Source organism: Nocardia sp. NPDC058480, assembly GCF_042720495.1.
GTDB lineage: Bacteria > Actinomycetota > Actinomycetes > Mycobacteriales > Mycobacteriaceae > Nocardia.
On record NZ_JBHXMN010000002.1, the window covers coordinates 34,734 to 47,975 of the forward strand.

Annotated in this window: 13 protein-coding genes and 1 pseudogene; 10 read left to right on the forward strand and 4 right to left on the reverse strand. The window is 63.7% G+C overall.

The window, feature by feature from the left end:
* Window positions 1–38 precede the first annotated feature (38 nt).
* From ACFWO8_RS05630 to ACFWO8_RS05650, 5 genes are all read left to right on the forward strand, one after another.
* Window positions 39–929 carry a Crp/Fnr family transcriptional regulator gene (locus tag ACFWO8_RS05630; protein WP_378944029.1) on the forward strand — a complete coding sequence of 297 codons (891 nt, stop codon included), beginning with the start codon at window positions 39–41 and terminating at the stop codon, window positions 927–929.
* 148 nt (window positions 930–1,077) lie between these two features.
* On the forward strand, window positions 1,078–1,686 hold the full coding sequence (locus ACFWO8_RS05635) for a hypothetical protein (RefSeq protein ID WP_378944032.1): 609 nt from the start codon (window positions 1,078–1,080) through the stop codon (window positions 1,684–1,686).
* Window positions 1,687–1,850: 164 nt separating this feature from the next.
* Window positions 1,851–3,821: a hypothetical protein gene (locus ACFWO8_RS05640; protein WP_378944035.1), complete on the forward strand. Its 1,971-nt coding sequence runs from the start codon at window positions 1,851–1,853 to the stop codon at window positions 3,819–3,821.
* Between the two features lies 1 nt (window position 3,822).
* Entirely contained in the window at window positions 3,823–4,899 is a 1,077-nt protein-coding gene (locus ACFWO8_RS05645; RefSeq protein WP_378944038.1) for a hypothetical protein, read from the forward strand.
* Window positions 4,892–5,449, forward strand: a complete 558-nt coding sequence (locus ACFWO8_RS05650) for a hypothetical protein (protein ID WP_378944042.1) — start codon at window positions 4,892–4,894, stop codon at window positions 5,447–5,449. Before ACFWO8_RS05645 ends, ACFWO8_RS05650 begins: the two co-directional genes overlap by 8 nt.
* Here the strand turns inward: ACFWO8_RS05650 and ACFWO8_RS05655 are convergent.
* Window positions 5,433–5,921 carry a hypothetical protein gene (locus tag ACFWO8_RS05655; protein ID WP_378944045.1) on the reverse strand — a complete coding sequence of 163 codons (489 nt, stop codon included), beginning with the start codon at window positions 5,919–5,921 and terminating at the stop codon, window positions 5,433–5,435. The two genes, ACFWO8_RS05650 and ACFWO8_RS05655, sit on opposite strands and share 17 nt — an antisense overlap.
* Before the next feature lie 974 nt (window positions 5,922–6,895).
* On the opposite strand from ACFWO8_RS05655, the pseudogene ACFWO8_RS05660 reads away from it, so the two are divergent.
* Both ACFWO8_RS05660 and ACFWO8_RS05665 read left to right on the forward strand, forming a co-directional pair.
* Window positions 6,896–7,025: pseudogene (locus ACFWO8_RS05660) on the forward strand (barstar family protein); the annotation flags it as partial.
* A 286-nt stretch (window positions 7,026–7,311) separates the two neighbouring features.
* Window positions 7,312–7,752, forward strand: coding sequence for a YybH family protein (locus ACFWO8_RS05665; RefSeq protein WP_378944049.1), 441 nt, complete (start codon window positions 7,312–7,314; stop codon window positions 7,750–7,752).
* A 3-nt stretch (window positions 7,753–7,755) separates the two neighbouring features.
* Here the strand turns inward: ACFWO8_RS05665 and ACFWO8_RS05670 are convergent, their stop codons facing one another.
* The 3 genes from ACFWO8_RS05670 to ACFWO8_RS05680 all read right to left on the reverse strand — a co-directional run bounded on the left by ACFWO8_RS05670 (window position 7,756) and on the right by ACFWO8_RS05680 (window position 11,010).
* Complete coding sequence (locus ACFWO8_RS05670; RefSeq protein WP_378944052.1) at window positions 7,756–8,877, reverse strand: PucR family transcriptional regulator; 1,122 nt, start codon at window positions 8,875–8,877, stop codon at window positions 7,756–7,758.
* Between the two features lie 7 nt (window positions 8,878–8,884).
* Complete coding sequence (locus tag ACFWO8_RS05675) at window positions 8,885–10,060, reverse strand: esterase/lipase family protein (RefSeq protein WP_378944055.1); 1,176 nt, start codon at window positions 10,058–10,060, stop codon at window positions 8,885–8,887.
* 557 nt (window positions 10,061–10,617) lie between these two features.
* Window positions 10,618–11,010, reverse strand: a complete 393-nt coding sequence (locus ACFWO8_RS05680) for a PPOX class F420-dependent oxidoreductase (protein WP_378944058.1) — start codon at window positions 11,008–11,010, stop codon at window positions 10,618–10,620.
* A gap of 69 nt (window positions 11,011–11,079) precedes the next feature.
* Between ACFWO8_RS05680 and ACFWO8_RS05685 the strand changes: the two genes are divergently transcribed.
* The 3 genes from ACFWO8_RS05685 (at window position 11,080) to ACFWO8_RS05695 (ending at window position 13,035) form a co-directional block, all read left to right on the forward strand.
* Window positions 11,080–11,604, forward strand: a complete 525-nt coding sequence (locus ACFWO8_RS05685) for a hypothetical protein (RefSeq protein WP_378944061.1) — start codon at window positions 11,080–11,082, stop codon at window positions 11,602–11,604.
* Window positions 11,601–12,164, forward strand: coding sequence for a TetR family transcriptional regulator (locus tag ACFWO8_RS05690; protein ID WP_378944068.1), 564 nt, complete (start codon window positions 11,601–11,603; stop codon window positions 12,162–12,164). Before ACFWO8_RS05685 ends, ACFWO8_RS05690 begins: the two co-directional genes overlap by 4 nt.
* Window positions 12,165–12,696: 532 nt before the next feature.
* Window positions 12,697–13,035, forward strand: a complete 339-nt coding sequence (locus tag ACFWO8_RS05695) for a hypothetical protein (protein WP_378944071.1) — start codon at window positions 12,697–12,699, stop codon at window positions 13,033–13,035.
* The last annotated feature ends 207 nt before the right edge of the window (window positions 13,036–13,242 follow it).

The window sequence follows — 13,242 nt, forward strand, 5'->3', positions numbered from 1 at the left end:
AGTGGTCCAGATCCGGTCACAGCCCAGACGGACACGCTATGGATGCCCGCCCCTCCGACGCGGTACATGATCTTCATGTACCGGATCAGAGACTGGAAGCGGTGGAATGCGTTCCTGGCAGATGTCGTTTGACGCGGCAGTCTGTACTCGTCAAGTATGTTGTTGCGCTTGATAGTTCGATAGTAGAGGGTAAGTATCGTCGCAGCGTTTGCGGTCGCATAGGGGGAGATCTGAGCGTCGACGAAGTATGGAAACTCTGCCGAGATGCCCTGCTAGAAGTTGGCATACGACGCCAATGGCCGGCTGGGACCGTGCTGATGCACGAAGGCGAACGGTCAGAGCACGTCGTGGTCATAGAGGTCGGCCGGGTCAAGGTGACCTCGGCGGCGGCCAGCGGCAAACAGGCATTGCTGGCGATTCGCGGGCCCGGTGACCTGATCGGCGAGTTCTCCGCTATCGACGGCCGCGCGCGGTCGGCGACGGTGACCGCTTTGTCGGCGGTCACTGCGACCTCGCTGTCGGGCTCGGCTTTTCGTGACTTGCTCATCGGCGACGGCAAGATCGCGTTCACGCTCCTGCAGGTGGTAGTCAACCGCCTGCGCGAAGCCGATGTTCAGCGCCTCGAGTTCGGTGCCTACAGCGTCACCGAGCGGATCGCGCGTTTGCTCATCGACTATGCCCGGCGCTACGGGGAGCGCGGCGATGACCGAGTGATCATCGCTCTGGCGTTGTCCCAAGAGGAACTGGCCCATGCTGCGGGAGCATCCAGAGAAGCAGTCTCTAAGGCGCTGAAGCAGCTCCGCAGCTTGGGCGCGGTGCGGACCGGGAGACGGCGAGTGGAGTTGCTGCGACCAGACCTCCTCGCCGACATCGTAGAGGGACTTCCGAGTGTGCATTTGGACGCAGACGCGGCGGGATACCCCCGATAGACATGAGGCGACCCACACCGTATGGAGGTAGACCATGAACGGACCGGTGCACCGCACATTTGTCGTCGTCGATGTCGAGAATTCGAGTCGACTGAGCAACCCTGAAATCACGGCGATGCGTTCGAACCTGTACCGAATCCTCGATGAGGTGACCGATCGCACCGGATCCGTTGTCGCCAATGATGATCGGGGCGACGGTTGCCTGCTCGTCCTCGAGCTTCCCGTACTGGAGGTGCTCGACAAGGTTGTCGAGTCGGTCATCGCGGGGGTGCGTGCCCACAACCACACAGTCGGTCCGCTCGAGTGGATCCGAGTACGCATCGCTGTGCACGAGGGCTATGTGAACAGGGATGATCGGGGTTGGTCGAGTGATGCGCTGACTGCTACGTTCCGGCTCAACGAAACCTCTGTAGTCAAGAGCACTCTGAAGAATGCGAGCAGGGCCGTTGGGGTCGTCGCCGTCTCCGATGTCGTGTATCAGGGGGTCGTGCGGCACAACTACCGGCCGACGGTGACTGCTGCTGCGTATCGCGCCGCCGACATCAGGACCTCCGAAGGCGAGGTCAGGGCATGGCTTCGGGTGCCGGGCTATCCCGAGCCGCCGCTTCCCGTCGACGTTGCCGAACCGAAGAGGACGAGGGCCGAGCAAGCCGTCCGGCCGGATGAGTTCGGGTCGATCAACGCCAACAACATGATTATCGGGGATGTCCGGGCCCGCACCATTATCGGCGGCGACAACCGAGGGGGTGCCGTGTGAGTGATTCGGAGGAGTCGGTCCCAAGTGAGACGTCGGCACCAGATCCGGAGCCGCTCGAAGACGCTGAGGCGGAGGCGGACAAGATCCGCGAACGAGCCACTGATTCTGAGCGTCGACGCGAATCGCGTGCTGCAGCGAGCGCTAGGTTCGAAGCGCTAGGTGCGATGGACGGGCGGCCCTCGGTCATCGCAAATACGGTGATCTTCGGTGACGCACAGGTCGGCACACTGACCGGCCGCGACAATTACGGGGGCGGGTCCGGGGCGGGTTTCGAACGAAGCGGTCGAGTGGAACCGCGCAAGCTCCACGATCTCGAGCAGATTTTCGCACCGCCGCCGAGGTTCGAGCAGCTGTGCGATCGGCTGGGGTCGCAGCAGGTACTGCTGTTGCGTGCTCCGAAAGGGTGGGGCAGGACCGCCACCGCTCTGCGAGCGCTGAGCCGGCAATGCGCGGCAGGTGTGCACAAGCTCAGCCCTGATGCGGAGTTGAGATCGCTGGACATCCAGTTCGAACGTTGCACGGGCTACTTGTTCGATACACCGCACAGCCAGCAGCTACGCGCGCTGAGCGAATTCCACCTCGAACAACTAGGGCGGCAGTTGGCCGAGGTCGAGAGTCGATTGATCGTCGTTGTCGATGCTCAGGCCGAGCTCAGCCCCGACGCCGGGACATTCGTGCTGGACGTCGGTGAGCCGGCCGACGTTCCGGCGTTCCTGAGGAAGCACCTGCTCCAGCAGCTCGCCGAGGACGACCTCGGCGTGCTCTCGCGCCTCGAGGTCACGACGCTGCTGAGCATGATGGAAGAGCGCCGTCCGTCCGCACAGGAACTGGTCTACCTGGCTGCGCAACTGGTCGATGTTTCCGAAGGTCGAATCGACATCGCCGAGGTGGTCGGTCGGTATGCGGCCGCCGAGGACAACCGGTTCCGGGAGTGGTTCGACGAGCTCGACACCGATACTCGACCATTCGCCATCGCCTTGGCGGTGTTCAACAACATGCCGCTGCACATCGTGTCCGAAGCGGGTCGAGCACTGGCGAGGTCGATCGTCGACGTGGAGGCTCTCGACGATGACTCCCGGTCAGGTCAGAGGGTGTTCGGCGTGCGGAGCACCGAATTACTGAGTAGAGCTCAGGCGCAGTCGTATCGGTCCTATGAGGACACGGTGTACGGCCGAATCACCGTAGACGCAGTGAGATTCGTGGATGAACGTTTTCCACAGCGGCTGCTCGAATACACATGGCGGGAGTATTCGGCCGCGCACCAGTTGGTTCGTGACTGGCTACGCGAACTCGGCGGTGCAGACGACCTCAGAGTGAGCACTCGTGCGGGTGTTGCCGTCGGGTTGTTGTCCACCTTCGAGTTCGAGTACGTCAGACGGTTGGTGATCGAACCATGGGCTGACAGCGGTCAGCGGCACGACCAGTACGCCGCGATCGGCGCGCTGCAGTTTTCCAGTCTGCAGCCCGAGCTCGCGCCGCTGGTCGCAGAGATGCTCGAGGCATGGGTCCAGCCGACGCAGCCGATGGCTCGGCGGGTCACGGCGACGGCTGCTCTGGGCAGCACCGTGGGGCAACTCATGCCGGACCGTGCCCTCCGGCTGTTACGACGCTCAGCTCGTAGCCCCGACCCAGATCTACAAGATGCTGTGTGTTACAGCATGATCGAGCTCTTCAGCAGTCGCGAGCTGGCTGTCCGTGTGTTGGGTGATCTGCGGAGGTGGACCGTGTCGCGACGGCGGGGCGTGCGCTACACCGGATTCTTGTGCATCCTGCAACTGAGCTTCGATCTGGTAGTCGAGACAGTCGGCAGTGTTCTGCCGTGGCCGAGGCTGGTCTGGCTGGCCGATCAATCCGACGAGCACCGGGATCACATCGTCGTGCTCTTCGCCCGCCTCATGCAAGCGCCGTACTACCCGCCCGCCGCCTACGCCGAAATCAAGCGATGGGTTCATGTCGCCGAACGCGACCCGCAGTTCCGCCGGCCGCTGGGACGACTGCTCGTCGACCTGGAAAGGGCAGATCAGAACAACGGAATGGTGCCGTATCACCTCCGTGAATGGGCTGACGAGGACAGCGGTCCGAGGGCAGCCGTCGACGAACTGCTGACAATGCTCGACGTGAAACAGGGGGTTTGACATGACAATCGAGCGGACACGGCAACTTGTCCAATATGCGGAAGTGCAGAGGTCCGCATGGCGCGCCTTCCGCCCTCCGACAGACGGGCATGCGGCCGTATCGGTAGACCGGGCAGGAAGACTGACGCTACTGACGCGCCAACCATCGGCAGGGGAGATATTCTTCCGGCCGCCGATGGGTGTGTACTGGGTGGACGTCGCCATTCACCACAACTCGTGCAGATTCGATTTGCCTACGGCTGAGGGCGTCTTCACCTTCACGGCCGACGTCGATGTGACCTGGCGGGTAGTCGATCCTGAGAAGGCGGTCAAAGACCGGCCGGCCACCGGTGAACAGGTGTATCGGCCCTACCTCGAACAGCAACTGCGCCGACTGAGTCGCGAATACCAGGTGGAGCACTTCGCGATAGCAGAACGCGAGATCAACGACCACTTCGACAAACCGATCGAGTTGGATTGCGGCATATCGCTATTGAACTGCTCGGTGAAGCTATCCCCCGAAGCCGGTACGCACGCGTATCTCCAAGAGGTCACATTCGATCACCGGAAAGCTCAACGTCGTGAAGCCGAACACGGTGCCCGAATGCACACTGCGCATTTGCAGTCGAGTGAGAACGAAACCCAGCATGGGTTGCAGCTGCAGACGTCCCACCAGACCTATGAGCTCACCAAGTTCGCCCAGCAGCGCAGCCTCGAGCTGGAGCAACAGCGGATGACCTTCTACGCCGAGGCGATTCAGCGCGGCGACCTCAGCCCTATCGCGCACCGGCTGTCATCGAACCGCAGCGATGTCAACGAGGTCATCGGCCTGATGATGCAGCAGAAGCAGGTGGAATTCGATTCCGCGCATGCCATGTTGAAGGCGCTGCTGAACCAGAACCTGGTCAACAAACGTGATGTCCAGGACATCCTGGCGTACGCGTCCGCGGCGATCGCCGACCAGGTGAATCCGGCGTCGGTGGGGTCTGCTTCGGTGGCACCACCGAAGCCCGAGCTGGTCGTGTCGCCGATGGCGGCGCTCGTGCAGAATGCCGAGGTGCTCGACCGGTCCGACGACAATGACGACGACGATGACTAACCCCGGCATCACGGTGAACCCGTTGACCGAGCTTCCTTTCGGCGGCGGACTGATCAGGCAGTTCGACAAGTTTCTGCTCGACCTGGGATTCACCGCACGATGGGCCGAGACTGTCGAATTCTTGATCATCGTGGGGGTGATGTTCGCCGTGCTGACCCTTGTCGTGGGCACATTGGTGCCGTGGGTGAGCGGCAAACTGGCCGGACATGAAGAACGTCTCACGGCTCCTGTTCCCGCCGCGCTGCTGGCGCCGGAATGGGTGGTTACCAAGACTCTGGTGAAGGCTGGGCGCGTACCAGGGGCCTTCGTGCATGGCTACGGTGATTGCGTGCTCGTGCTGGTCGATTGGTTGCAGGCGGCATTGGCCGCTGTCCTGCGACTACTCGGATCGGTCGGCAAGCATCGCCGACCGATCGCGGGTGTGCTGCTCGTGCTGGGAGTTCTATCGTGGAACAGCAATTCATGCGTGGCCGATACCCTGCCCTGCGTGTCTCCGGTCCAGCACTGGACCACGCAGTTCGAAGGACCGCTGGTCACGCCGGTGCGCTGAGCAGTGCCGCGGTAAACCAGGCCAGAAAGACGACGAGGCTGATCGACGTCCAGCGCAGTGCCACACCGAAGCGGCGGTACTTGTGCTGCGCGATATCGGCGAGCGTGCCAGCCTGCTGCCACGCCTGATCGGCCAGCGTCGGAGCTGTCGGCCGTTCGCTCACTTCGATGGGGAAGCTCGGAAAGCAGAACCAGTTCCCGGGACCGGCGCTACCGAGTCGCGGCCGCAGGGTCGCGGCCAGGTAGCCCATGCACACGATCAGGCTCACTGCGAGTCCGATCGCCGACACGACCAGAGTGGTGCTCATGGATGTGCGTGTGGTGGTGACCAGCCCTGTCAGTGCGAATCCGTTGGCGGTCAACAACAGTCCTGCTTTGGTGTCAGCGGCGAGTATGACGCGGTTGAACTCGGCGACTGTGCGGAGCGCGGTGTTGAGGTCCTCGACTGGGCTGAGGCGGTTGCGAAACATCATGGGATCAGCACATCAGTGGTTTGAGGTGCACTCCAGGTACAAAGGCACACACTGCAGCAGCAAGTCTTACCGCTGCTCAAGACCGCGGCGAACCATGGGAACGCCACCACGCGGGCGAAGCGGCGATGGACGCACTACGAGCGTTGGATAATACCGCTCCGACACGAGGTTTCTGGCGTGACTGGAGCGCCATGATTAGGTTGAACGGTAGCGAAAGTTCTGATGGACCAGGACCGCTCACGGTGACGCCCTACGGAGTGTGCGAGCACCACCTCACCCCCGCGAGCGGGGCAGCCTCTGCACTCTCGAGGCCCGGAGCAGCCCGCGCGATCAGCGGCATGTGCGTGCGTTTCGCGAGATCGTCTGGCCGACCCAGCCAAGCATTCTCGCTTGTCTCCGCCAGTACACGAGTGCATAGGATCGGCACCTCGCGAAGGGGAGAGATGTTAGCCAATCAAGCCGATGGCTTGGGAATGTGCGCCTTGACAGGTGATGAGGATGACGAACATTGGGGCGTTGTGCACGACGTCCGAGGACTTTTCGCGGCGCGAGCCGAGGAGGAGGACAGGCTCGAGGTCAAGCTTCTGGGCTGTATCCCACAGGGGAAACTGCGGAAGTGTCTGGACTCCTTGTCTGCTGGTGGAGTCCAGGTCGGTGGCGCTTCTCTCGAGGTTCTCGACTCCAACGGTGTATCTATGGGCTCCTATTTCGTCGACGACATGACGGTTACCGCGGCTCGTCCGTCGAGCCTCGATTCGAGTTCGGTCGATCTCAGTGTGACGCTGATCTGCGACAACGCCCATTTCGGTGGCGAGTGGATTTGGAACCTGATCCGTGACGGTCGGCTGAACCGTCGTGACATCTGGCACGGGCTCGACACCGATGACAGGATCGCGTGGTTGGCGGTGGCTCTCTGGACGAGTGCCTACCAGCGCCGAGGCAGGCCGGATTCCGCTGCAGGCCAAGTCTTCACATTGGATGGACAGGCTGTCACCGACATCGTCAGCTTCTACTGCGCGCTCGGAGAAGCGATCAACGGCCCTGGGGGCTATTTCGGCTGGAACCTCGATGCTCTATCGGACTGTCTGCGCGGAGGATGGGGGGCGTCCAGTCCATTCGTGCTGGAGTGGCTGTACTCCGACGTGGCGTGGGAGCATCTGCTGACACACCAGCCCGTGGCCACCGGGCACGCCTTGTTCGACCTGCTCTTGGAGATCTTCGAGGAGAAGAACATCGAGGTCATCCTGCGATAACGCACTTCGCCCGGACCGATCCGTGCCCGCCGCGATCGGAGGAAATCGTGCAGCTCTTCGCGCCGCCGGGCAGATGACGCACTGACCATGCAATCAAGGTAACAACGTGGGAGTCAGGACAACCGTATGTTGGAACGATGACTGTCGATACATACGGCGTGCGCCCGAAGGCCGCTGTCGTCGCAACGGATCAGGACGTCGCTGTAGCCGCGATCACGGCGGTGTTCGAAGGTCTCGAAGCCGCGCTCGCGGCGAAGGATGCTGTCGCGTTCGACAGTGTCTTCACCGATGATGTGGTCTTCATCAATCCGGCGGGCTCGGTCTTTCTGAACTGGGACGAGCTGCATTCCTACCACCTGACCGCGTTGCGGAACAGCCCGGACGCCGAGGCGCACTACGAGATTCTGGCGGTGCGGCTGCTCGCCGGTGGACATGCGATCGTCAATGTCGAGCAGACGTTGCGGACACCGGATTTCTCGGTAACCAACCGCGGAACTTGGGTTTTCACGGAACGAGACGACAGCTGGTGGGTCTGTTCGGTGCACAATACGAATGTGGCGGGCAGCGCCGGAGTTTAGCGGCTACACCGACGAATCGTTCGTCGTCGAAACCGCCGTTCGGTAGTCGCGCACGATGAGTGCGGCCCGAAGCCGCCAAATGACATTCGGATCGTGCGGGGTGAGTCCCACGAGCTCGTAGATACGCCGGAGCCGGTAGTCGACGGTGTTCATGTGGATATGGGTTTCGCGTGAGGTGAGCCGGCGATTGAGGCCATTGTTGATATGTGCGCGCAGCGTGTTGATCAAGTCCGGAAACTCGGCCACCGAATCGAGGAACATTTCGAGACGATCGCGTCCAGGCCCTGGCCGAGTCAGTTGATACTCGATAGCGAGGTCTTCGATCTGGTACAGGCCTGGTGGGTGATGGAGTCTCGTTGCCACGTCCAGCAGTTCGTGTACTTCCTCTGCCGCCTCGGGAATCCGATCCCGGTCGACGGTGACCCCGACAACGGTGAGTGAGGTCAGGCCGACCATGCCGCGGATCTTCTCGGTGTCACACGAGTCCGGCACCAGAATTGTCGCGCCGAATTCGGACTGCAACCCCGGCACGTGCTGCCCGAAGCTTCTCGACAGCATCGCCCGGAAATCGCGGGGTGACACCGCATCGCGCGCGGACCGATCCGCGGCCACCGCGAGCACGGTGTACCGCTCATCGAGTGGTGCCCCGTGCTCACGGGTAGCTCTCATCGAATGGCGGCCACTGAGCAGAGTGTGCGCCACATACCCACCGCGATCGCCGCTGGGCGGTGCGATCTCCGTGTATACCGTCGACACCGCCGCGGTCACCGAGTTCAAGGCATTCATCAGTCGACGAACATCGTCGAAGGGTGCGGAAAGGGCTTCGAGATCGTCCAGGTGTAGTCGGAACCCTGCGTGAACATGCTGCTGCACTGTTTCGATCGGTACACCGATGCTGGCCCACCGCGCGGCGGCCGGCCGAATGCGCGGCATCCGGGCGCCGTGGTGTGTCCGATCCGCGTCGGACATCAGTGCCAGACAGTCGGCGACGACGGCGCTGATCTCCTCGCGCAATACGTTTCCTCGTCGGCTACGACGCGGGATGGTCTCGAGAATCTTGTGTGCGATCCGGTCGGTCGACCGCGAGAGTTGCGCAGGCGACCCGAGTTCGAGGTGGCTGGTCATCGAGGGCTCACAGTGTGCCGCCGCCACCGATCAACCACGGGTTGAACGTGCAGTTCAAGGCCGGGTGGTTGACGGGGTCGAGGGCGTTGAGGGCGATGGAGGCCGCGCGAGGTGAGTACATGAGGGTCAGGTGATCGGACAGGTCCTGTTCGCACCCTTCCTGCAGGGTGATGTTGCGGACCGTCGCGCCTTCGCCGGCGCGCAGGAACGCCCAGTCATAGGGGTTGGTGACCTCGTCGTAGCGCGATGCCACCGCGGTGTAGTCGACGCCGGGAACGGTGTCGCCCTTCGCGTTCAGCGTGGCGTAGAACGGGGACCCGACCGCCTGCTGGATGTTCGATATTCCGACGATCGGCTCGTTGAAGCCGAGGATGTCGATGCCGAGGTTGTTGATGGCCCGGCCGAGCGTGGCGATGCCCATCAGGGTGGTGCCGTGGTGGGTGGCACCGTAGGTCACCACCTTCTCGACATTGTCCGCGCCGCCTTCGAACTTCAGGTAGTGGTTCGCGATCGTGCCGCCCTGCGAGTGGCCCACGATGTCGACCTTGTCGGCACCGGTGGTTGTGCGCACCCGCTCGATGAAATCGGCGACCTGGCGCGATGATTCCTCCATCGGACCTACCCCGTAGCGGCCGGGCAGAACGGCACCGAGGCCACCGCCCTCGAGGAGCCCGGAGCGACCGAAATTGACGGCGAACACGCAGAATCCGGCGCGGGCGAGCTGCGGTGAGAGGTAGCTGAAGGTGTCGAAGGCGTTGAGCCAGGTGCCGTGCAACAGGACCACCGGGCGCGGATGCTCAGCGCTGGGCTTGCAATCCCACTTGTTCGCACCGGCGGGGGCGACGTCCGGACTGGCGAGCCCATAGGCGAATGCGGCTAGCGGGGCGGTGAGTTCCGGTCCCTGTCCGACAGGCGCAGCGGCAGTGCTGTGTCCATACCCAGAGCTGCTGCCCGACGCGCTACCGGATCCGCTTCCCGAGCTACCGCCCGAGTCGACGATCGCCTTGGGCTGCCTGCCATCCGGCGAAGGCCTCAACCCATCGGTGATCGTGTCGGCGAGCGACTGCAAGTCCGAGGGGAGGACGGGCTCCGCGCCGACGGCCGTGGCTCCGAGTCCGTGCCCGACGGCGACTCCCACGGTGAGCGCGGCGGCCACCACGGACCGGCGAATGCGCTGCTTCATTGCAAGCATCTTCAACAATTCCTATCTGATCGACCGCACACCCCGATTCCGGTGACTCAGACCACAATCGAATGAGACTGTGATGCGCATCGCTGCATGGTGGCGGCAAGGAAAAGTCTGTACCGATCGGTATGCGCCGTCACTGCACTGAGGTCCAGAGTCGGCCGACGCGACCTTGTAGTCGGCGCCAAACTCCGATTGGCCAGTGGCGCGACGTTGTCCGATCGACTGCCCTGGGCCACAATCGACCCGGCCGGCCGCTGCACCACCGGCGTCGGCGTCGAGCCGAACCAGGGCACCGCAGCATGACCCATCACGCACAACACCGAAGCCGACCGCATCTGGGTCGCCACCCGACACCGTGGCCGGCACTTCTGCGGCACATCGAGCCGTCCCGAGGACTCGACAGCGAGGATTTCACAGCCCTCGATCACTGGCTGCGAGCAACCGGGTCACCCGAGACACCACGAATGAGACTGCCTAGGCCGCGCTGCGAAATCGATACGGGGCGGCCATGATCGCGCTCGCGTACGTCGTCGTGCCCAGGTGGTTCCCGCTCACCCGGCCAGTTTGATCCGGATGCCCACCATCCGCTCGGAGCCGCCGCGCAACCTGCTGCCCAGCAGCCCGATCCGGGCGACCAGCCCGTACTTGCGCTTCATCAGAGTGGTGAAGTGCGCGCTCGCGTCCGGTGCCAGCACCTCGGCGAAGCCGGGAACCGGGGCGCCGAGCGATTTGCCGCGCCAGTCGCAAGGGGCCGCCGTTATCCGGCTCCCGTTGCGGATCCGCTTCACCTTGCCGGCGTCCGCCGCACTCCACACCGCCAGCGTCTGGTCGTCGCGCATCACCCAGACGGGCGTGGGGACCGCCGTGCCGTCTCGCCGAAACGTGGTGAGAAGCAGATGCTTTCCGGTCGCCAACTCGTCCAGCACCGTGTCGGTGTGTTTCATGCCAAGATACTAACCAGTTAGTTAACTTGTGGTCGTCGGAACCGCAGCGAAGTGCTGAAGGGAATCTGCATGGGGCGATTCGTTGGAACGTTGCTCGCGGGCTTTGTGTTAGGCACCCCCGCGGTCCCGGTCGGCCTGTCGCTGTCCCTGTCGGGCCCGGTCGCGCTGTTCGCGGTGCTGCTGGGCGCGGCCTGCTGTGTGGTCTTCGCGGTGTTCGCTATGGAACGCGCCCGGCTGCTCTGGCAATCCTGGCGTGTCCGACGGAAGTCGGCTGCGGCACTGGCCGATTCGGCGACGGAAGGCGGCGGTGCGTCCGTCATTTCCGCGACCAGCGGAGAGGTGCTCGCGGCGGACGCCCGGCTCTCCGGCGCCTCAGGGCGTCGGGCCCGGCGAGTCCTCGACCGATACGGCGTGGCGGGCTTCGGCATCGTGGGGCCTGCCCTCTTCGGCACGTGGGGCTCGGCCCTACTCGGTGCGGCGCTCGGCATCCCCAGCTGGCGGCTGATCCGCTGGTTGATGACCGGTGTCGCCCTGTGGTGCACGGTGCTGCTCGTCGCATCGGACGCGGCGCTGGCCGTCTTCGGAATCGGATGACGCAGCGGATGTCCCGAGCCGACGCCACCAAGGCCCGCATTCTCCAGGCCGCCACCGATGAGTTCGCCACGTACGGTATCGCCGGCGCCCGGGTGGACCGGATCGCCAAGACCGCGGCGGCCAACAAGAACCTCATCTACGTCTACTTCTGCAGCAAGGACCAGCTCTTCGACGCGGTCTTCGACGCCCACGTCACTCACGGCCTGGATTCGGTCCCCTTCACCCCCGGCGACCTCCCCGAGTACGCGGGACGGTTATTCGACTACTGCCGCCAGAACCCCGAAGTCATTCGGCTGGCCACCTGGCACCGCCTGGAGCGTGGCGAACTGGCCATCGCGGCGCCCGCGCGCGACGCGAAACTGGACGCACTCGCCGCGACACAGCGGAAGGACGGCATCGGCGCCGACTTCTCACCCGCGACGCTGCTGACACTCGTCCTGAGCATCGCTCTCGCGTGGAACCCGAGCAACGTCACCAGCATTCCCGCCGGCTCCTCCGAGACCGAGAGTGTCGATGACCGCCGCCGCGCGATCGTCGAGGCCGTGCGCCGGCTCCTGTGAGCGGCGCCCGGTATGGCTGCCCAAACGGCAAATACCGTGGCGAATTCCACGGTCGCATCAGTGAATCCGGCAGCGGCGTGGCACAAACCGATTGAACTGAAATCAACCCCGATGCGCCGTTTACTTTTTCGTCACCGATGGCGTGTTGAGTGCACGATGAATGCGTTGCTACTTTGCGATGGAAGCGCTGATCTGGACGCATCAAATAGTTCGTAACCGAGTGCTCGGGAAAGCTGGGAATGCGAAGGCATGTAATATCGCGTGGCTGTTCCCGCTGGTAGTGGCCATGCGGGCGTGATCGGAACCCTCCTCTTCGCGATTCCTGAGTCCGGCGCGGACAGCTGAACATTCGAGAAGGTGCTGACGCATATCTAGTTCTCCGATCTCCCGCTGTGCAAGATCGAACTGCGCAATGATGGTCGGTAACATTTACACACCGAATGTTCTTATCCCTGGTTTAAGAGTGCTGTGGCGGTCAAAATCGTCAATGTTTGATCAGCACGTACCACTTCCACTTCGAGAAGGGATACAGATGCATCACACGATCAAAACCACTCTTATGGCCGCGCTCGTCGCTCCGACAGCCCTCGGGTTGTTCGGCGTCGGCGCGGTAGCCGCGGACACCGGCGTGCAGTCCGGTGATACCTCGCTGTCGGCCGCCCAGAACGACGACGGCGCTGAAGAAGGCGGCGCGGAAGAAGGCGCCGTTGTGGACAGCGGCGCTGCAAATGTCGACGCTGAGGACAGCAACGCTGAAGACGGCGACGCTGAGGACGGCAACGACGCAGACGGCGACACCGGGGAGAGCAGCGCTGAAGATGGCGACGCTGGGGAGGGCGGCGCTGAAGCCGGTGGCGGAGACGCCGGATAGGACGGGTGCGTCCTGGGGTCTCGCCGTAGGTAGCGGGCGAATCCCGACGACTTCGTAGCAGCAATCACGGCCGCGGGGGGGGGGGGGGGGGGGCCCCCCCCCCCCCCCCCCCCCCCGCCGCCCCCCCCCCCCCCCCCCCCGCGCCCCCCCCAACGGCTCACGACCCGCCCTAACGCCCCCCGCCCGCCGCCCCGAACCTCCCACGCC